General features: G+C 61.9%; 19 protein-coding genes. 8 read left to right on the top strand and 11 right to left on the bottom strand.

Features of this window, described 5'->3' with window-relative positions:
• Positions 1–68: 68 nt before the first annotated feature.
• Positions 69–1,079: an AraC family transcriptional regulator gene (locus D4A92_RS03175; protein ID WP_203018057.1), complete on the bottom strand. Its 1,011-nt coding sequence runs from the start codon at positions 1,077–1,079 to the stop codon at positions 69–71.
• 135 nt (positions 1,080–1,214) lie between these two features.
• Here D4A92_RS03175 and D4A92_RS03170 point away from each other — a divergent pair, with 135 nt between their 5' ends.
• The 4 genes from D4A92_RS03170 to mmsB are packed head-to-tail and all read left to right on the top strand — an operon-like array spanning position 1,215 to position 5,272.
• Entirely contained in the window at positions 1,215–1,982 is a 768-nt protein-coding gene (locus D4A92_RS03170; protein WP_203018056.1) for a 3-hydroxyacyl-CoA dehydrogenase, read from the top strand.
• Between the two features lie 20 nt (positions 1,983–2,002).
• Positions 2,003–3,190 carry an acetyl-CoA C-acyltransferase gene (locus tag D4A92_RS03165; protein ID WP_203018055.1) on the top strand — a complete coding sequence of 396 codons (1,188 nt, stop codon included), beginning with the start codon at positions 2,003–2,005 and terminating at the stop codon, positions 3,188–3,190.
• 13 nt (positions 3,191–3,203) lie between these two features.
• Positions 3,204–4,331: an acyl-CoA dehydrogenase family protein gene (locus tag D4A92_RS03160; RefSeq protein WP_203018054.1), complete on the top strand. Its 1,128-nt coding sequence runs from the start codon at positions 3,204–3,206 to the stop codon at positions 4,329–4,331.
• A 53-nt stretch (positions 4,332–4,384) separates the two neighbouring features.
• Positions 4,385–5,272, top strand: a complete 888-nt coding sequence (mmsB, locus tag D4A92_RS03155) for a 3-hydroxyisobutyrate dehydrogenase (RefSeq protein WP_203019824.1) — start codon at positions 4,385–4,387, stop codon at positions 5,270–5,272.
• A gap of 19 nt (positions 5,273–5,291) precedes the next feature.
• On the opposite strand, the gene D4A92_RS03150 is transcribed toward mmsB, so the two are convergent.
• Genes D4A92_RS03150 through D4A92_RS03130 form a run of 5 tightly spaced genes read right to left on the bottom strand, consistent with a single transcriptional unit; the run spans position 5,292 to position 10,142 of the window.
• Entirely contained in the window at positions 5,292–5,906 is a 615-nt protein-coding gene (locus D4A92_RS03150; protein ID WP_203018052.1) for an ABC transporter ATP-binding protein, read from the bottom strand.
• On the bottom strand, positions 5,899–6,708 hold the full coding sequence (locus D4A92_RS03145; protein ID WP_203018051.1) for an ATP-binding cassette domain-containing protein: 810 nt from the start codon (positions 6,706–6,708) through the stop codon (positions 5,899–5,901). Before D4A92_RS03145 ends, D4A92_RS03150 begins: the two co-directional genes overlap by 8 nt.
• Complete coding sequence (locus D4A92_RS03140) at positions 6,708–7,571, bottom strand: ABC transporter permease (protein WP_203018050.1); 864 nt, start codon at positions 7,569–7,571, stop codon at positions 6,708–6,710. The genes D4A92_RS03145 and D4A92_RS03140 overlap by 1 nt, the downstream gene beginning before the upstream one ends.
• Positions 7,568–8,572 carry an ABC transporter permease gene (locus tag D4A92_RS03135; RefSeq protein ID WP_246754021.1) on the bottom strand — a complete coding sequence of 335 codons (1,005 nt, stop codon included), beginning with the start codon at positions 8,570–8,572 and terminating at the stop codon, positions 7,568–7,570. The genes D4A92_RS03140 and D4A92_RS03135 overlap by 4 nt, the downstream gene beginning before the upstream one ends.
• The gene (locus D4A92_RS03130) at positions 8,565–10,142 is read right to left on the bottom strand and encodes an ABC transporter substrate-binding protein (protein WP_203018049.1); all 1,578 of its coding nucleotides are present in this window, start codon (positions 10,140–10,142) and stop codon (positions 8,565–8,567) included. The genes D4A92_RS03135 and D4A92_RS03130 overlap by 8 nt, the downstream gene beginning before the upstream one ends.
• A gap of 114 nt (positions 10,143–10,256) precedes the next feature.
• Between D4A92_RS03130 and nikR the strand changes: the two genes are divergently transcribed.
• Entirely contained in the window at positions 10,257–10,670 is a 414-nt protein-coding gene (gene nikR / locus D4A92_RS03125; RefSeq protein WP_203018048.1) for a nickel-responsive transcriptional regulator NikR, read from the top strand.
• A gap of 54 nt (positions 10,671–10,724) precedes the next feature.
• Here the strand turns inward: nikR and D4A92_RS03120 are convergent, their stop codons facing one another.
• Together D4A92_RS03120 and D4A92_RS03115 are read right to left on the bottom strand one after the other, a co-directional pair.
• A complete protein-coding gene (locus D4A92_RS03120) occupies positions 10,725–11,873 on the bottom strand; it encodes a CaiB/BaiF CoA transferase family protein (protein WP_203018047.1) in 1,149 nt (382 codons plus the stop codon).
• Positions 11,870–12,646, bottom strand: coding sequence for a citryl-CoA lyase (locus D4A92_RS03115; RefSeq protein ID WP_203018046.1), 777 nt, complete (start codon positions 12,644–12,646; stop codon positions 11,870–11,872). Before D4A92_RS03115 ends, D4A92_RS03120 begins: the two co-directional genes overlap by 4 nt.
• Positions 12,647–12,755: 109 nt before the next feature.
• Here D4A92_RS03115 and D4A92_RS03110 point away from each other — a divergent pair, with 109 nt between their 5' ends.
• The 3 genes from D4A92_RS03110 (at position 12,756) to D4A92_RS03100 (ending at position 15,980) form a co-directional block, all read left to right on the top strand.
• Positions 12,756–13,613, top strand: a complete 858-nt coding sequence (locus D4A92_RS03110) for a dioxygenase (protein ID WP_203018045.1) — start codon at positions 12,756–12,758, stop codon at positions 13,611–13,613.
• Positions 13,614–13,634: 21 nt separating this feature from the next.
• Entirely contained in the window at positions 13,635–14,438 is an 804-nt protein-coding gene (locus D4A92_RS03105) for an IclR family transcriptional regulator domain-containing protein (RefSeq protein WP_203018044.1), read from the top strand.
• A 177-nt stretch (positions 14,439–14,615) separates the two neighbouring features.
• Entirely contained in the window at positions 14,616–15,980 is a 1,365-nt protein-coding gene (locus tag D4A92_RS03100) for an amidohydrolase family protein (RefSeq protein ID WP_246754020.1), read from the top strand.
• Positions 15,981–16,103: 123 nt separating this feature from the next.
• On the opposite strand, the gene D4A92_RS03095 is transcribed toward D4A92_RS03100, so the two are convergent.
• Genes D4A92_RS03095 through D4A92_RS03085 form a run of 3 tightly spaced genes read right to left on the bottom strand, consistent with a single transcriptional unit; the run spans position 16,104 to position 19,863 of the window.
• On the bottom strand, positions 16,104–16,991 hold the full coding sequence (locus D4A92_RS03095) for an intradiol ring-cleavage dioxygenase (protein WP_203018041.1): 888 nt from the start codon (positions 16,989–16,991) through the stop codon (positions 16,104–16,106).
• Positions 16,992–17,000: 9 nt separating this feature from the next.
• Complete coding sequence (locus D4A92_RS03090; protein ID WP_203018039.1) at positions 17,001–18,755, bottom strand: FAD-dependent oxidoreductase; 1,755 nt, start codon at positions 18,753–18,755, stop codon at positions 17,001–17,003.
• Complete coding sequence (locus D4A92_RS03085; RefSeq protein ID WP_203018037.1) at positions 18,748–19,863, bottom strand: branched-chain amino acid ABC transporter permease; 1,116 nt, start codon at positions 19,861–19,863, stop codon at positions 18,748–18,750. The genes D4A92_RS03090 and D4A92_RS03085 overlap by 8 nt, the downstream gene beginning before the upstream one ends.
• Between the last annotated feature and the right edge of the window lies 1 nt (position 19,864).

Genomic DNA, 19,864 nt, shown 5'->3' with positions numbered 1-19,864 from the left:
CCATGACAAAAATGCCTCGAATTTTTTGGGCAGTTTTGCCATAGGTGCGATGAGGGCCCGTGCTTCCGCTAGGCGAGCTGCATGGATCTTGCGCTCCGGCGGAATGCCTCGGGGCTTTCGCCCATCCATTTCTTGAAGGCGCGGTAAAAGGCGCTCGGTTCGGAATAACCAAGACCGGCGGCAATATCGCTGACGGTCTGTGGCGTGTTGATCAGCATGTCGCGTGCGAGGTCGCGGCGGATGTCGTCCTTGATGCCGGCATAACTTTGACCCTCGTCGTGCAGCCGATGGCGAAGCGTCGAAGACGACATGCGCATCTCTCGGGCGAGGTCTGCAAAACTGCCCCACTCGGTCGGCCCTTTCTGGCCCAACCGACGCCGGACTGCCGCTGCCGTGCCTGCGTCGTATCGATATCGGATCAGGATATTGGCCGGTGCTCCTCGGAGGAATTGCCGCAAGGCCTGCTCGTTGCGGGAGATCGGCAAATCGAGCAGCGACGCATCGAAGCCGAGGCGGCTCACCGGTTGTGAAAAGCGGATGGGAGCGCCGAAGAAAAGCCGGTGCTCGGCGCTCAACTCCGGTTCGCTGCAGCGGAAATCGACGAGGCGAATGGGTATGCGGCGCCCCACCAGCCAGCAGGTCAATCCATGCAGAATGATCCAGTAGCTGCGATAGGCGAAGGCGGAGCGGGGTTTGCCGGTGTCGCAAAGCTCGATCACCGCCGTGCCGTCACGGACGAGGAGCCGCCCGGTCGGTTCGCCCAGGACGACATTCAAGAACCGCAGCGCCCGCCGCAGCGCGCGGTCGAGCGTCGGCGCATGCATGACGCAATGGCAGAGAAGCGTGAAGCTGCCGCGTGGCATGGGCCGCTCGCCGAGGCCGAAACACTCGTCGTTCAGTTCCTCGGCTATCGCCAACCACAAGCGGCCGAAGGTCTGGGTCGAGACCGGCTTGTCGACGACAGCTGGAAGGCCGAGCCGAGACAGGAGCGGTTCGGTCGGCCGCCCGGCACGTCTTAGGCTGTCGAGTGCCTCCTCTACGAAGCCGGTCGAGATCAGGTGTCGTTCCATGTCGGCCATGACTGCTGTCTGACCCTCCCTGAGTGGCAAAACTGGCCGTAATAATGGATCTATTTCGTCATCGGTTGCAACACTGAAACGCGATAGAGTTTGGTTCCAAATGGGAGACTGCTACCGCCTCTGGGAGGAGATTCGATGCGCATTGAGAATGCCGGTTTCATCGTGACGGGCGGTTGCTCCGGTCTCGGGGCCGCTACCGCGCGCATGATCGTCGCGGCTGGCGGCCGCGTGGTGATTGCCGATCTCGATCGGGATCGCGGTCAGTCTCTGGCGCGGGAACTCGGTGAAAACGTGCGCTTCATCGAAACCGATGTCACCCGTGCGGATGATGCCGCAAGGGCTGTCGGTGCTGCGACCAGCACCTTCGGCAGCCTGCGGGGATTGATCAACTGCGCAGGTGTCGCCCCTGCGGAGAAGGTCGTCGGTCGCGACGGGCCGCACGGGCTGGAGAGCTTTTCACGGACGATCGGGGTCAATCTCGTCGGCACCTTCAACATGATCCGGCTTGCCGCTGCCGCGATCCAGAGAAACGAACCCGATGCCGAGGGTGAGCGTGGCGTCATTATCAATACCGCCTCCGTGGCCGCCTTTGACGGCCAGATCGGTCAGGCGGCCTATGCTGCGTCCAAAGGCGGGATCGCCGCCATGACCCTGCCGATCGCCCGTGAACTCGCACGGTTTGGCATCCGGGTGATGGCAATTGCGCCGGGTGTGTTCGAGACGCCGATGATGGCCGGGATGCCGGAGCAGGTGCGCGAAAGTCTGGCGGAGAGCGTGCCGTTTCCGCCCCGGCTCGGCAGACCGGCCGAATTCGCAGCCCTTGTCCGCCATATCGTTGAAAATACCATGCTGAACGGCGAGGTCATCCGTCTCGACGGCGCCATCCGCATGGGCGCGCGCTGACCGCTGCCGCAGGAGGAAAGATGAACTTGCACGATCCCATTGTCATCGTCGGTTCCGCCCGAACCCCGATCGGCGGTTTTCAGGGCGAGCTTCAAGGTATGACGGCGCCTGAGCTCGGTGCTGCCGCCATCCGGGCGGCGCTTGATCGTAGTGGGCTTCCGGTCGAGGCCGTCGAAGAGATCCTGTTCGGCTGTGTTCTGCCGGCCGGCCAGGGCCAAGCGCCGGCACGGCAGGCCGCGATCGGTGCCGGTCTTCCTGTCTCGGCGGGTGCGACGACCATCAACAAGATGTGTGGGTCGGGCATGAAGGCGACCATGCTCGCCCATGACCTGATTGCCGGTGGCAGCGCGTCGATTGCGGTGGCCGGCGGCATGGAGAGCATGACCAACGCGCCGTATCTGCTGGATCGCGCCCACGCTGGTTACCGCCTCGGTCATGGGCGGGTGCTCGACCACATGTTTCTCGACGGGCTCGAGGATGCCTATGACAAGGGCCGGCTGATGGGTGCCTTCGCCGAAGACTGCGCCGAGGCCTACCAGTTTACGCGTGAGGCACAGGATGCCTATGCCGTTGCCTCGCTGACGCGGGCGATGAAGGCGATTGCCGATGGCAGCTTCGATCGCGAAGTCGTGCCGGTGGTTGTCAAAGCAGGCAAGGCGGAGCAGGTGGTCAGTCGCGACGAGCAGCCGGGCAAGGCAAAGCCGGAGAAGATCCCAACCCTGAAGCCCGCCTTCCGCGACGGCGGTACGGTAACGGCTGCCAATTCCAGCTCGATCTCCGATGGTGCTGCAGCACTCGTCCTGATGCGCCGCTCGGAAGCGGAGCGGCGCGGTCTTAGCCCCCTTGCCACGATCCTGGGGCATGCCACGCATGCGCAGGCGCCCAGCCTCTTCGCCACGGCGCCGATCAGTGCCCTGCAGAAGCTCTCCGATCGCATAGGCCTGCCGCTGTCTGAGGTCGACCTGTTTGAAATCAATGAAGCCTTCGCCGTCGTCGCCATGGCCGCGATGCGCGATCTCGATCTGCCGCATGACAAGGTCAATGTTCACGGCGGTGCCTGCGCGCTCGGTCATCCGATCGGCGCCTCGGGCGCGCGGATCCTGGTGACGCTGATTGCGGCGCTCGAACGCTACGATCTGAAACGCGGCATGGCAGCCTTGTGCATCGGTGGCGGCGAAGCCACGGCGATTGCCATCGAGCGGGCGTGATTGGAGGAGACCCATGATCCTTTCGGAGCTTCAACAGCAGATACTGGACATGACCCGCAGCTTCGCCCGCGAGCGGCTTGCCCCAGGTGCCGCCGAACGCGACCGGCAACACCGTTTCCCACGTGAGGAACTGACCGAGATGGGTGAGCTGGGGCTGCTTGGCATGCTGGTGCCGGAAGCCTATGGCGGCTCGGATACGGGCGTGCTTGCCTATGCGATTGCGGTCGAGGAAATTGCCGCCGGCGATGGCGCCTGCTCGACGATCATGAGTGTCCACAGCTCGGTCGGGTGTGTGCCGATCCTGAAATTCGGGACGGAAGAGCAGCAGCAGCGCTTCCTGCCGAAACTGGCCTCAGGCGAATGGATCGGCGGCTTTGCCCTGACGGAACCTCAGGCCGGATCGGATGCCTCCAACCTCAAAACCCGGGCACGGCGTGAGGGTGACCATTACGTCATCGACGGTGCCAAGCAGTTCATCACCTCTGGCAAGAACGGCCATGTCATCATCGTGTTTGCCGTGACCGATCCCAGCGCGGGCAAGACCGGGATCACGGCCTTCATCGTGCCGACGGATACACCGGGCTACGAGGTCCTGCGTGTCGAGGAGAAGCTCGGTCTCAACGCGTCAGACACCTGCCAGATCGCCTTCAACGGGATGAAGATCCCCGTCGAGAACAGGCTCGGCGAGGAGGGGGAAGGTTATCGTATCGCGCTTTCCAATCTGGAAGGAGGGCGTATCGGGATCGCCGCACAATCGGTCGGCATGGCGCAGGCGGCTTTCGAGGCGGCACGCGACTATGCCGGTGAGCGAAAGGCCTTCGGCAAAGCAATCGCCGAACATCAGGGAGTCGCCTTCCGTCTCGCCGATATGGCGACACAGATCGAGGCAGCGCGGCAGCTCGTCTGGCATGCAGCTTCGCTGCGCGAGGCGGGCATTCCCTGCATCTCCCAGGCTTCAATGGCGAAGCTCTTCGCTTCCGAAATCGCCGAGCGGGTCTGCTCGGATGCTATCCAGATCCATGGTGGCTACGGCTATATGCGGGATTATCCGGTTGAGCGGATCTACCGGGATGCCCGTATCTGCCAGATCTATGAAGGCACAAGCGATGTGCAGCGGATGGTGATTGCGCGGAACCTGTAGGATTCCAAATGGACATCATCCAGGGACTGACGTTTACAGAGGGAGGAAACGGCATGGTTGAGACTATCGCCTTCATTGGTCTTGGCAATATGGGAGGGCCGATGGCGGCCAATCTCGTAAAGGCGGGGTATCCGGTCCGGGGCTTCGATCTTTCCGAACCAGCCAGGAAGGCCGCGACGGAGAACGGCATCACGCTTTGCGAAAGTGCTGCGCAAGCCGTCGGCGGAGCCACCATCGTCATCACCATGCTGCCTGCCGGCCACCATGTCCTGTCGGTCTGGAGCGAGCTGGCCGAAGCCGTCGGCAAGGGGACACTGCTGATCGACTGTTCGACGATCGACGTAGACAGTGCCCGCAAGTCCCATGCGCTTGCCTACGAGGCCGGCTACCTGTCGCTCGACGCGCCGGTGTCGGGCGGAACGACGGGGGCGAGTGCGGCCACGCTGACCTTCATGGTCGGTGGGGAGCCGGATGCTTTGAACCGGGGTCGGCCGGTGCTGGAAGCCATGGGACGGCGGGTCGTGCATTGCGGTTCGGCCGGTGCCGGCCAAGCGGCCAAGATCTGCAACAACATGATCCTCGGGATCACCATGGCGGGGGTCTGCGAGGCCTTCGTACTTGGGGAAAAGCTCGGGGTCTCGCATCAGGCCCTGTTCGACGTGGCCTCGACGTCATCGGGCCAGTGCTGGGCGATCAGCACGAACTGCCCGGTTCCGGGTCCCGTTCCGACATCGCCTGCAAACCGGGACTACAAGCCGGGCTTTGCCGCCGCCCTGATGCTGAAAGACATGCGGTTATCGCAGGAAGCGGCGAAATCGACCGGTGCGGCTACGGCCCTCGGTGCACATGCGACAGAGCTTTATGAACTCTTCGACCAGCTCGGGCACGGCGGCGAAGATTTTTCGTCGATTATCAATCACATCAGAGACAAGGCTAGCTGAAGAGCAAGTTGCCAAGGCCTCAAACGACCAGCGGCATCAAGCTCCCATTGCCGAGTTTGAGCTGCCTTGAACTCACCCGCTTCAGCAAGGCGGCATCATGGCTGATCGCCAGGATGCCGAGGCCCTGGCAGCAGCGCTCCATCAGGAAGGACCAGATTTCCACCTGGGTGATCGGGTCAAGCATGGCGGACACTTCGTCGGCGACCAGGAAGCGGGTGTCGGGGCCAAGCGCCCTTGCAAGGACCACCCGTTGCAGCTCTCCACCCGAGATTTCATGCGGGTAGCGGTCGAACCAGGTCCGCGACACGCCGATGGCATCCAGCGTCTGATCATCCGGCTGCCAGGCTTCCGCAATGATCCGACCCAGACGCCATCGCGGATTAACGGCGAAGACCGAGGACTGGTGAATGTGCTGAACCCCGCGGTAGCCGGGGGCAGGGGTGGTGCCATCGAGGAGAACCTCTCCCTTCTGCGGCTTCAGATAGCCCGCCACGATGCGCCCTAGCGTCGATTTTCCAGTGCCGGAGGGGCCGGCAAGGCCGATGATCTCGCCTTCTTTAAGCGTTAGCGATACCCCATCAAGGATGGGCTCTGCTTTGCCAAAGCCGAACTCAACGCCTCTCACCTCAAGCACGCGCGGCCTCCCGCTCAAGCGGTGCGGTCGTGAACTGGTTTCCTGGCATGGCAAGCCACAGCGCTGTTGCATAAGGCAGCGTCAGCCGTCTGCCATCATCGGAAAACGCATTGGCCGGCTCGATGCCGAGCAATCTGCCCTGTTCCAGAATCGCGACCCGATCGGCATGGGAGACGGCGGTGACGAGATCATGGGTAATCAGCAACACGGCCTTGCCGCCATCGGCAAGGCGGCGCAGATGACGAAGCACGTTGTCCGCAGCGTCCGGATCGAGCCCGCTTGTCGGCTCGTCGGCGACGATCAGATCCGGCTCTCCGATGGTGGCGATGGTGAGAAGCAGGCGGCGCGCCATGCCGCCGGAGACCTGATGCGGATAAAGCCGCATGACCTCGGCATCGAGGCCGAAACTCTCAAGGGTGTTCACGAGGTCTGCCGTCGTTTTCGCTTTGCCGCTGCGTTTGGCGGCCCACAGCAATTGTTTGCCGCAGCGCGCCAGCGGATCGAGATGGCTGAGCGATTGCGGAACCAGCGCCATGCGCGTGCCTTGGCATCTGCCGCCATTCACCGCTTCAACCGGCTCCCCGTTCAGCGATATGCTGCCGCGTACCACCGCATTCTCCGGCAAAATGCCGAAGAGTGCGTGCGCAAGCAGGCTCTTTCCAGCCCCGGAGGCGCCCACCAGCGCAAGGATCTTGCCGCGATCCACCTCGAGGTCGATGCCGTCGAGTGCCGGCACTTCGCTGCGATGGATCAGGCCGTCATAGCGCAGGAAGCCAATGGAGAGGTTTTCAATTAAAAGCATCACGTCTGCTCCTGCCGGGGATCGGTCAGCAGCCGGAGCCCATTGCCGATGGCATCGAAACTTAGGACCACGAGGAGCAATGCCAGCCCCGGAAACAGACCAAGCCACCATTTGCCGGCAGAGAGATAGCGCATCGAATCCGATAGCAGAACGCCGATGGCGGGTTTGGAGGGTTCCAGTCCGAAGCCGATGAAGGTCAGGCCAGCCTCATGCAGGATGGCATGGGGAAAGAGAAGCACGAGGCCGACAAGCAGTTGCGGCACCAGATGCGGCAGAAAGTGGTGCCAACCGATGTAGAACCAGGATTTGCCGAAGTGCCGGGATGCCTGGACGAACTCAGCCTGGCGCAGTTGCAGCAACTCGGCTCTCAGAATGCGGGTGAGCCGCGGCCAATGGGTGACGGCAACGGCGATCATCACCGCCGTCGTGCCGCCGCCGAGACCGAAAGAGATGAGGATCAGAAGCACAAAATGCGGCAGTCCCATCGCAGCATCGATCAGGAAGGAGATGGCTTCATCGGCCAGCCGCCCGCCTGTGGTTGCTGCAAGTGCCAGCAGCATGGCGATGACGACGGAGCCTGCAGCCGCAATCAAGCCGACCCAGAAGCTCAAGGCGAGGCCATGCAAGGTCCGGGCAAACATGTCGCGCCCGAGCTGATCGGTTCCCGCGGGATGGCTCAGCGACGGCCCGAGCAGGCGCGTGGAAAAGTCGGCATCAATGCCGTAGCCGCCGTAGAGATGGGTTGACACGAGAACGGCAGCCAAAGCGAGCACGGCGATGGCAGAGACGAGCAGCGTTCGTATTCGGTGCCCATCCGGCGTGCGGTCGGGGGCGGAGGGCGGGAGATCGAGGATGGCACTCATGCGATGCGCGCTCCCGATGCCATGCGGGGATCGACCAGCCGGTAAAGGAGATCGGCAATCGAGTTGCCGACAAAGACGACAAAGGTCAGCGCCAGCGTGATGGCAAGAAGCAGGGGCACATCGCCCCGGATGCCGGCTTCCACGGTTGCCTTGCCAAGCCCTGGATAGGAAAAGACCTGTTCGGCGAGAACCGAGCCGCCGAAGAGTTCGCCGAGCGAGGCAAAGAGAACGGTGATCGCCGGGAGCGCTGCATTTCGTGCGCCATGATGCAAGGCGATGTCCATGCGCGAGGCGCCCTGCGCCTTGGCATAAAGTGCGTAGTCGGATTGCATGATCTCGATCATTTTTGCGCGGGTGTGCAGCGCGATCTGGGCAATGCCGAGCACGCTCAGCGTGGCGAGCGGCAAGGCGAGGTGTCTGATGCGATCGAGAATGGTTGCCTCTTCCGGCAGAACGCCGATCGGCGTCGCACAACAGATCGGCGCCCAATTAAGGCCCACGGCAAAAATCACCAGGAGCATGATGGCCAGCCAAAAGGTCGGCGTCGAGGCGAGCACATAGGAGTAGACACGGATAATCCGGTCTGCCCAGGATCCAGCAAAAGCACCGGCAATCACCCCGAGGGCAAAGCCGAGCACGCCGGAGAGAAGCCAGGCAAGCCCCATCAGGGGAAGCGACGCCTTGAACCTCGAGACAAGGACGTCGGCGACAGGCGCGTTGTAAGTCATCGAGTAACCGAGATCGCCAGCCATCAGATTGTTGGCCCAGCGCCAGAACTGCGTTGCCGCGGGCTGGTCGAGCCCCCATTTCTCGGCAATCAATGCCCTCTGCTCGGGCCCGGCACGCGCGATATCAGCCCCGAGATAGGCATTGATCGGATCGACCGGGGAGTGCTTGGCCAGTGCAAAGGCGACGATCGCCACCGTCATGAGGACAAGCACAAGCCGGATCGCCTTTGCCGCGATCAACCCGAACCAGCCGACTTCCCCCGCCTTAGTCACACGTCCATTTCCAGTTCTGCATCATCGCGGTAATCGGCCATCCGTGGCCGTGCGGCTCGATCTGGGTCGCGCCAATATCGAGGCATTCGTTCACGTAGTAAACATGGTCCAGATTGACGAGCCAGGCCCAGGCCGCGTCTCCCTTGGTGCCGAAGCCAGTCGATCCGTCCCACTCGGCTTTTCGCCAGTCGGCGAAGGATGCTTCAAGGCTTTCGGCGCTCTGAGCCGCGGCAAGATGCTGGTCGACGGTGGGGTTGGCGTAGAAGCCTGCGTTGTAGAACTCCACGCCACTTAGGGTGGACTGATAGAGATTATATACCTCGAGCGGTGAGTGGCTGCCCCAGCCGAACAGCACAGGTTCCGAATGCATGATGCGACCGATCTCGTCCCAGCTCTTGCCAGTTGCCGTCGCCTCAATGCCGAGTGCCTTCATTTGTGCAGACACGGTCTCGGCCAGCATGCGTCGGGTGGAATCCGACGCGGGATAGTTGATCGGAAATGCGGCCCGCAGGCCATCTTTCACGCGGATGCCGTCGTTGCCGAGCACCCAGCCGGCGTTTTCCAGCTCGGTCTTTGCCTGCTCGAGGTCGAAGCTTACCGCGGCGTCCGGATTGGACCAGGGCAGACCATCGGCCGGGCCTGCTGCCGGGCTCCCGTGACCGAGCAGGGCGACCTCGACCAATTGGTTCCGATCGATCCCGAGATTGACGGCACGCCGGATGGCAGGATCGGCCGTGACATCATTGCCGAGTTTCTTGCCTTCGCCAACGACCTTGCCCTCGTCCTTCACCATAGGGAAGACGATGCCTCTGTTGTCGACCGACTGGGCAACGATCTGCTTGAAACCTTGCGGTACCGCATCGGCGGCCGTCGCAGGCACCGAGACCATGTCCACCTGTCCGGCCTGTGCTGCCGCGAGACTGGTGTCTTCTTCGGTAAACAGGAAGGTGATCCGCTCGAAGGGCCCGGTCTCGCCGTAATAATTCGGGTTTTTCTCGACGATCAACTGTTGGCCTTCGGTCCAGGAGACGAGCTTGTAGGGTCCTGACCCGATGGGCTTGCGCGCATAGCCTTCGCCGTAGCTGTCCGAGGGCACTATTCCGAGCGCGTAGAAGTTCTCGGTGAAAGTGATCCATGGCTTTTTCAGCCGGATCTCGACGGTCTGGTCGTCGATGGCGCGGGCGGTTTCGAGTGCGGTCAAGTCAGCGGCGCTGCCGATCTTTGCAGCTTCGTTGAAGGTGAAGGCGACGTCTTCGGCGGTGAGCGGCGAACCATCGGAGAACTTTGTGTCCGGCCGTAGCCTGATGGTCCATGTCAGCCGATCATCGGAAAGCGACCACTTCGTTGCGAGATCGGGGCGCGTCTTCAAATCGGCATCGCGGGTCAGGAGGGTCGATTGAAAAAGCGGATGACCGTAACGTCCCCAACCCGTCAGGGGGTCGTAACCACCTTCAGGCTCGCCGCCGATGGCGAGCACCAGTTGCGATTTCGTCGCAGCAAGGGCCGTGCTGGACAAGAAGGCAGCAGCGAGGGCGGTCGAAAATGCAACCCGCAGAATTGCCTTGGTCATGAAAATTCCCCTATACCCAATCAGACGGTGCCGGGCGCACCTACGAAATAACCGGACCATAATCCTGGGAAAGTATGATGTCTATATCAAAACATCATACGATCGGAGTTTGATATGCAGCGTGTGACAATCACCCTTGATGACGAGCTGATGCAGGAGCTTGATTCGCTGATTGAGACTCGCGGCGATCAGAACCGGTCAGAGGCGATCCGCGATCTCGTGAGAGCAGGTCTGAAGGAAGCCACCCGAAATGCGAAGGGTGACGAACCCTGTATCGGCGTGTTGAGCTATGTCTACGATCATGCCGCCCGCGACTTGGCCCGGCGGCTGACGAACAGCTTCCACCATCATCACGACCTGACGATCGCAAGCCTGCATGTGCATCTCGATACCGAGAATTGCCTCGAAGTCGGCATCCTGAAGGGTTCGATGAACGAGGTGCAGCATTTTTCCGACCACATCACTGCAGAGCGATCGGTGCGTCACGGGAGTGTCCAGATCATACCGCTGCAGGGCAGCGAAGACTGACCGCTCGATCGGGCCCTCCTTGAGCTTCGTCCCCGTCTCAGGGCTCGGACAGTCTCACCGAGCCTGGCGCGAAACCTTCATCACCTCGGCTCTGATCTCTGCGCCATGCTCATCCAGTCGCGGTGGGGGCGAGACGGCAAATTCGGGCTCCCCATCAAAGCTGTAAGGCGGCCGGACGGTCGTGAAGTCTCCCATCTCGGCATTCGGAACGGTGACCGCAATTTGCAGATGCCGTGCCTGTGGGTCTTCGAGCGCCTCGTCGCTATCGTAGGCCGGTGCATAGGGCACTTCGTTCGCTTCCAGCAAACCGCACCATTCGTCTCGCGGCTTGCTTCGAAACACCGGAGCGAGAATGTCGATCAGCTCATCCTGATGCCGGATGCGATCCAGGCGCTCGCGGAAGCGGGGATCATCTGCCAGATGGCGCTGCTGGGTCGCATCGAGCAGACCTTCCCAGAACTTCTGTGGCGAGGAGAGGTGGAATGCGATCCATTTCCGGTCGGCGCATTCGAAGGTGTAGGATTGGCTGACCACCGGTCGCGACAAAGGTCCCATGACCTCTCCGGCGCTGTAGTAATGGGTAAAACTGTCGAGATTGAAGTGGCTCATGGCCTCCAGCATCGAGATATCTAGCCTGTGGCCCTTGCCTGTCTTTCCGCGCTCGATCAGGGCTGCGAGGATGCCGGTTGCCGCATAGTGTCCCGTCACCGCATCGGCCAGAGCCGGGCCGATGACGCGGGGACGGTCGGGTGGTGTCACGAGGCGCAGAAAGCCGCTGGCCGCCTGTGCCACAGTGTCATAAGCCGGTCTGTCCCGTGCCGGCCCCGAGGTGCCGAAGCCTGAAATCGCGCAGTAGACGAGCCGCGGATTGAGTGCTCTCAGTTCGGTTTCGCCCGCGCCGAGCTTTTCGGCGACCCCCGGCCGGAAGTTCTGGATGAAGACGTCTGCCGAAGCGATCAGGGCCTGAAAGACAGCGAGATCCTCGGGGTTTCGTGTGTCGAGGGCAATGGAGCGCTTGTTGCGATTGTAGGTCTGAAAATGGGGCGAGTAGAGCCCGCCCTTGAAGGCGCGGAATGGATCGCCCTCTCCGGGGCGCTCGACCTTGATGACGTCGGCACCGAGGTCGGCCAGTTGCATCGCTGCGGCTGGACCCGTGATGTAGGTCCCCATCTCGATGACCCGAATGGACTGAAGCGGTTTCATTCGGATGTCTCTCCGTCATAGGAAATCGCGAGATCCGCATTGTGGGACAGGATGAAGCCTATCGGCCGTTCGCTTTCCTCATAGAGATGGGCGGCAAGGCCTGCGGCTCGGGCAATGAGAGGGATGGCCTTCAGGGCTGCGAGCGGCCATCCGGCATCGAGCATGACGGCGGGGATGGCGCCTGAGACATTGATCGGCAAGGGGCGGTTCATGATGCCGGGCGCGAGGTTGCCCAGCAGTCTTAAGGTGGCGATGTGCTGCCCGGAAATCTGCAGTTCGTCGGCCACGGCCAGCAGACGGTCCGCGCGGGGATCTCCGCCTGCGTGCTGGGGGTGGCCAAGCCCCGGAACTTTCCGACGCTCTTTTAGGAAAACGTCAAGCGAGTCGCGTACCGCCGCCTCGTTTCCGCCAGCGGCGACCACTTCTGCCAGATATCGTCCCGCCACCTCCGAGGAGCCGGCAACGACGGTGCCCATGCCGAGAAGACCGGCGGCCATGGCGCCCTGCCAGGCCTCGGGGGCTGCTGCAAGCGTCATGCGGGCCGCCTGTACGGACGGAACCAGTCCATGTTCGGCAATTGCGACCAGGCAGGCGTTGAGGGCCGTGGTCTGTCGCTTGTCCGGCCGTTTGCCGCAGACCAGCAGCCAGAAGTAATCGGTGAAATCGATCTTGCCGATCAGGTCGTCACACAGATCATGGCCTCTGACCGTGATGGATGTTGCATCCGATGTGGCGATCGCGGTGAAAGCGTGGTCCTGCTTGCCAATTCTCATTCACAGTTCCTTTTCGCATGGCGAAAATAAATTCACTTGTCGAATAATAGAACCTGTTCTAGCTTTGCGTCAACCCGGCGGGAGACGGGTAGTCGAGTGGAGGATGTCGATGGCTCAGATCAATCAGTTCACGATTACCGAGGCGGTGAAGGAAAGTTTCCAGACTGAGGAGGGCAGTCGTTTCAAGTTCCTGCTTGAGACGTTCATTGACCACCTCCACGACTATACGCGTGAAGTGAACATGACCCATGAAGAATGGATGGGCATGCTGATGTTCCTCTATGATTGCGGGAAGATCTCCACCCCGGAACGGCACGAGTTCATTCTGCTGTCCGACGTTGTCGGCCTGTCCGCGCTGGTCGACATGATCAACACCCGCGGCGGGGCGACCGAAGGCTCCAATCTCGGTCCTTTCTACCTTGATGATGCACCGGAGCTCGAATTGGGCGGCGATCTCGCCCGGGGGCGTGACGGCACGACGCTGCTGGTGCACGGTATCGTGCGTGACTCTCTTGGCAATCCGCTTCCGGGCGCGATTGTCGACACTTGGCAGGCTGATGGCAGCGGCACCTATCCGATCCAGGAGCATGGGCAGGACAAATACGACTTGCGTGGCAAGATCACCGCTGATGGCGAAGGCCGCTACTACTACACCACGGTGCTGCCAAAGCCCTACACCGTTCCCTATGACGGTCCGGTCGGACGTCTGCTTCGTGCCGGCAACCGCCATGCCTGGCGGGCCGCGCATCTGCACTTCATCGTCCGCGCCGAAAAAATGCGGGCGATCACGACGGAACTGTTCTTCGAGAACACGGAATACATCGACAATGACGCGGTTTTCGGAGTGCGAAAATCGTTGATCGCCAAACTGGAACCTGTCAAGAAATCCGAGGAATTCCCGTTTGCCCTCGAGAAGCGTCCGGACGCCAAGTGCAGGTTCGACTTCGTGCTTGCACCCGAGGGCTGAACTTTGCTGGACAGGGTGGACATGGTTGAGGATCCGAAGCGATCGGCGGAGTTCGTTGAAGCGCTGGCAAAGGGGATCGCCGTCATCGAATGTTTCGATGCCGCGCATCCCGACATGACACTGAGCGAGATCGCGCGGCGCGTCGGTCTGTCACCCGCTGCTGCCCGCCGCAGTCTGATCACGCTTTCGGCGCTCGGTTACGTCGGCTCCGCTGGCAAGCGCTTTTTCCTGAAGCCCAAGGTTATGACACTCGGCTCCGGCTTCTATTTTGCCGCCCGCATTGATGAGATCCTGTTGCCGGAACTTAGGCAGATCGTCGAAACCCATGGTGATGCCGCCTCCGTCGCCATGCTCGATGGGCACGACGTCATCTATATCGCACACCATTCCACCCAGCGCGCGAGAAGGGCGACGGCCGTGGTCGGAGCGCGTTACCCCGCCCATGCGACGTCGCTGGGGCGCGTTTTGTTGGCCGGTCTTCCGAAGTCCGAGCTCGAGCGTTACTTCGCGAGGGTGGAGCCGAAGGCGCTGACTTCACGAACCGTCACTGACAAGAATGCCCTGAGTGCGCTGATCGCCGAAGCCGGGGAGCGCGGCTATGCGACGACGATCGATCAGCTCGACTACGGGATTACGGCTCTCGCGGTGCCGATCCGCAATGCAGAGGGCAGGGTCACGGCAGCGGTCAATTCCTCCGGCTATTCGGGGCTTGTCAGTCCGGAGCAGATGGTGACGGATCGGCTGGGTGATCTTCGGGTTGCTGCTGGCCGGATCAGCGCGGCTGCGGCCCGAACACCAGCGCTATCGGCAGCACTGAACGGATAAGGGAGCCGAAGGGCCTGCGCAGGCTTTGCGCGCCCGGTTTAGGGTGCGAATTAAATTTCGTATTGCGAAAAATGGGAGGTGGGCATGTGTAAATTCTGTGATGTGAGACTGAGATCCCCTGCAGATGTCGGCGGAGGATCCCTTCCGCAGCTTGGTCGCTCCAGCGCGACGCAGCCGTTGCCGGCTGGACTGGGCCAGCCCGGTCGCAAGACCTTGATCAAGGGCGGCGCCGTCCTGTCCATGGATCCGACCGTCGGCAATTACACTATCGGTGATGTGTTGATCGAGGGGGCGAAGATCCGCGCCGTCGGCCCCCACCTGGACTCTGCTGATGCGGCGGTGATCGATGCCAGTGGTATGATCGTTATGCCGGGTTTCATCGACACCCATCATCATCAGTTCGAGACCGCTCTGCGCAGCCTCTTGTCCGATGCCATTCTGGTGAATGACGGGCGTCCGGAAAGCACCGCCAATTATTATGAGTGGATGCTGCAGAAGTTCTCGGTCCTCTATCGCCCGGAGGATGTCTACATCTCCGAACTCTTCGGCAGTATCGCGCAGATCGATGCCGGCGTGACGACCGTGATGGATGTGAGCCAGATCCATCACTCGCCGGAGCATTCGGATTCGGCCATTGCTGCCCTGAGGGATGCGGGTCGTCGCGCAGTCTTCGGCTATTTCGAAGGCTGGGGCGATCTTGCCAAGTATCCGGGCGATGCGCGGCGGATCAGGGCCGAACATTTCTCCAGCGATGATCAATTGCTGACAATGGTGATGGGCGGGGAGATCTACCTGCCTTTCCATGAAGAGGCGTGGGCGACGGGCCGCGAGCTCGGTCTGCCGATCGCCCTGCATGTTGTCGGAACCTTCGGCATGCAGCCGACCTTCGACGGCCTAGCCATGGCCGGCAAGTTCGGCCCGGACAATATCTTCATCCATATGACAGGAATGAGCGACATGGCCTGGCAGCGGGCGGCGGATGCCGGCGCGCATATCTCGCTCTCCGTGCCGATCGAGATGCAGATGCGTCATGGAGAGCCGCCGCTTCAGAAAGCCCTCGACCTCGGTCTGCAGCCATCGCTTTCCACCGACGTCGAATGCACGATGACCGCAGACATGTTCACGCAGATGCGCTCGACGATCACCCTCCAGCGGATGATTGCCAATGAGAAGGCGCTGCGCGGCGAAGACTATCCCAAGCTGCTCTCGGCCATGGATGTGATCCGGTTCGCAACCATCGAGGGTGCGCGGGGTCTGAAGCTGGAGCACAAGACCGGAAGTCTCACGCCTGGCAAGGATGCTGATATCATTCTGCTCGATGCAACCGCGCTCAATGTAGCACCCTTGAACCACGTGCCGGGTGCCGTCGTCACGCTGATGGAACGCAGCAATGTCTCGACGGTGCTTTGCGCGGGACAGGTCAAGAAGTGGCAGGGAAGCCTGATCGGTCACGATATCGCAAAGCTGCGGCGGGAGCTGGAGGCGAGCCGCAACTATCTGTTCGAGAAGGCGGGCGTGGAGCAGGATCTGTTTCGCCAGTAGCGCGGAAGCTGGCGCACAAAGAAGCTGACGGGCGCATCCGATATGGGCGCGCCCGTCAGCGGGGAGGAAAAGAAGATGAGTTCCGGACCTCAGCTGCTGGTCAAGGGCTCAATTGATCCGCAGTCACACTTGGTCCTTTCGCACCAGCACGAAGTCGTGCTTCACTTCCCAGAATTCTTCGCTGAAACCGTATTCGGCGGCACGCTGCGGATCTTTTCGGCGGTCGAATTTCGCCAGCAAGCTTTCCTTGACGCCGAAGACGGCGTCCGAATGGATGTATTGATCATCTGGATCGAAGATGTGGGTCACGAGCGTCTCGTAGCCCTCGGCCTTGATGATGTAGTGCAGATGGGCCGGACGGTAGGGATGACGGCCGAGCTTGCCGAGCAACTGGCCGACCGGGCCGTCGTCGGGGATCGGATAGAATTTCGGCTTTACCGCGCGGAACCAGTAGTGTCCGTCCGTCCCTGTGCGGAAGACGCCGCGCAGGTTGAAGTCGGGCTGGATGCCCTTCTGCTGGACGTCGTAAAAGCCCTCGTCATTGGCTTGCCAGACATCGATCACGGCACCCTCGATCGGCTTGCCCTCGGTGTCGAGGATGCGGCCTTCGATGACCATATCCTCGCCCTTGGAATCCAGGCAGATATTGGCGCCCATCGGCATTTCGGGCGCATCGGCCACGTGGAAGGGGCCAAGCACCGTGCTTTCCGAGGCACCCGAGGGTTTGCGGTTGTTGACCGCATCGACCAGCATCGAGACGCCCAGCACGTCGGACAGCAGGATGAACTCCTGCCGCCATTCGTTACACATCTGGCCGGTGCGGGTCAGGAAGAGGATCGCCTCCATCCATTCGTCCTGGGTCGGCTCCAGTTCCTTGACCGCCTCATGCAGCTTGCGGGTGATCACCTCCATCACCTGCTTCAGCCGCTCGTCCCTGGCGTTGGCGTTTCTGCCGGTCACAACCTCGACGGAGGTCTCCTCAGTGAAATAGCCCTTTTCATGCGCGTCCATGATCGCTCCTCACCGGTTCAGAATGGATGTCAGCACACGCCGCAGCTCGCCTTCGGGATCCTTGACGGCGGCTTCCGCGCGCCAGGCGACGTGATGGTCCGGGCGCACCAGGAGTGCACCGGAATCGCGGATCTCGCGGGCACGGGCCCAGTCGCCGGAGAAGTCCTGCCAGGTCTGGCGAGGGCCGATCTTGTGGACCGTGATCGGCAGGCCGAATTCCCTAGATAGAGACTTTGCGGCAGCGACCCAGCCATCGCCGCCGATGCCGGTCAGAACGGTGAAGACGCCGTGGCCGGTCAGATCAAGGCTTGAGACCTTCTCGCCTTCGGGACCAAAGAGCCAGACATGCGGCAGGCGGGCGCCGGGCCAGGTGGTCGGCTGATAATGCAACTCCGCGTCCTTCTCGAATGCCGGTTCCGGCTGGCCATCGGTGACCACGGCGCCGGACTTGTAGCGCTGGTTCATCTCGACACCATGGGCGTCGAATTCGTAGACCTTGTTGGCAATCGCCTGACGGATCGCCTCGCGCTGCTTTTCCGCATCTGATGTGTTGTCGCAGCGGGCGTCCATGTTCTCCTGCATCTTCACGGGGTCGACGGAATCGAGCATGCCGAGCGCCTTGAAGATCGGACCGAATTCCTCGATCGACTTGTTGGCGCGCGTGACGATCTGCTTGGCGACCGGGGCCCGTTCGGCCTGGTAGCTGTCGAGCAGGCCCATGCCGGCCTGGCCGCGGATGACGGCGGCGAGCTTCCAGGCAAGGTTGAAGGCATCCTGGATCGAGGTGTTGGATCCCAGGCCGTTCGACGGCGGATGGCGGTGGGTGGCGTCGCCCATGCAGAAGACGCGGCCGTTCGACATCGTGGTTGCATACATGTTGTTGACGGTCCAGGTGGAGACCGACTTGATCTTCGGCTGCAGGTCCTGCACACCGACGAGATCGCGCACGACCTTCGTGGCGAAGGCATCATCGACGGCGGGTGCCGGCTGGTTGATGTCGTAACCCCAGACGATCAGCCACTCGTTCCACGGGCGGACCATGCGGACGAGGCCCATGCCGATGCCGCCGACATCGGCGCCCGGCTGCAGCACCCAGTAGAGCACCGAGGGGCGATGGGCGACGTAGCGCGAGAGATCGCACTCGAAGAGGATGTTCATCGAGCCTGCGACGCCCATCTTGCCTTCGAAGGAGAGGCCGGCATGTTCGGCAACCCTGGAGTTGCCGCCATCGGCGCCGACCAGGAATTTCGACCGCACCGTGAATTGCTTGCCGGTCAGGCGGTCCAGGCAGGTTGTCGTGACACCGTCGGTATCCTGCTCGTGGCTCACATATTCCGTCGACATGCGCGCCTGCGCACCGCGCGAACAGGCGGTCTTGAAGAGCAGCGGCTCCATATAGGTCTGCGGCAGGTCGTTCATCCGCCCGGGCGAGGAGAGGAGATGTTCGGCGCGCGACAGCGGATGGTTGCCCCAGCTCTGCATGCGGCCGATTTCTTCGCCTGCAACCGCCGTGCAGAATACGTTCTGGCCCATCAGGTCCTGTTCTGTCGCGAACATATAGGCCTCGTCCTCGACGTCGCGGCCGAGATCGCGCAGAACCTCCATTGTGCGCTGGTTGGTGATATGGGCGCGGGGCGTGTTGGCGAGCCAGCGGTAGCGGTTGATGACCATCGGCTCGAGGCCGTAGCTTGCCAGAAAGGCGGCCGTTGCCGAGCCGGCTGGTCCGGTGCCGATGATCAGAACGTCGGTGGTGATGTCAGCCATGTGGCCCTCCCTTTGTCGTTTGTTCAAGCGATCCGGCCCTCAAGGTGCGGCGGACCGGAAAGAGTTCGATGCCGGTGCGGTCGGTGATCAGGCCCCAGATCCCGCGCGGCGCAAAAAGCATGGTGACGATGGCGAGGGCGCCGAGCAGCAGCAGGTACCAGGACCCGTAGCTCGACAGCGCATTCTGCATCAGGAAGAAGATGATCACGCCGAGGATCGGGCCCTCGATTGTGCCTATGCCGCCGATCACGACGATGAAGATTACATAAGCCGTCCAGTCGGTGAGCGAGAAGGCGGCGTCGGGTGAGATACGTGCCTTCTGCAAGTATATGAGTGCGCCGACGACGCCGGTGATGAAGGCGGTGGAGAGGTAGATCACGAGCTTCAACTTCTGGGCGTCCACTCCGAGTGCCCGGGCGGCCGTCTCATTGTCGCGCACGGCGGCAAGGCCTAAGCCCTGCTTGGAGCGCAGCAGGCGGTAGACGAACCAGATGGTCAGCACGAGCACGATCAGCGCCAGCCAGAAGGCTATGGCGTCGGCGGCCGCTGCGGTCCGCATGCCGAACATGTCTTCCAGGAAGGCCACGCCGAACATTTCGCGCGTCGCGTCGCGCGGAAGTGATGTGCCCGTGCCACCGCCGAGCGCTTTCCATTGAGCGAATAGCAGGCGTCCGACCTCGGCAATGACCCAGGTGCCGATGGCGAAATAGGGACCGTAGAGGCGGAAGGCGAAGAAGGCCGTCGGTATGGAGACGAGGACCGCGAAGAGGCCGGCGAGCGGGATGGCCAAAATCGGATCAACGCCCAGAAGGATGACGAAGCCGAAGAGGGCATAGGCGCCGCAGCCGACGAAAAGCTGTTGGCCGACGGAGATCAGACCCGCATAGCCCGCCAGCAGGTTCCAGCTCTGGGCGAGCGCCAGCATGGTCATGATGAAGAACAGGTCCTGCACCGCGCCGCGCGAGACGACAAAGGGGGCTGCTGCAAGGAGCAACACGAAGAAGATGGCTGCAAGCGAGAACAGCGAGGAAAGCCGGGTGCGCGTCTCAACCCGCCAGGATGGCGTTGGGCGCATGACATCAGACAGGGTTTCTCTGTTGGCGTTCATT

The organism is Rhizobium rosettiformans (assembly GCF_016806065.1).
Lineage (GTDB): Bacteria > Pseudomonadota > Alphaproteobacteria > Rhizobiales > Rhizobiaceae > Allorhizobium.
This window is presented reverse-complemented; position numbering and strand designations above follow the sequence as displayed.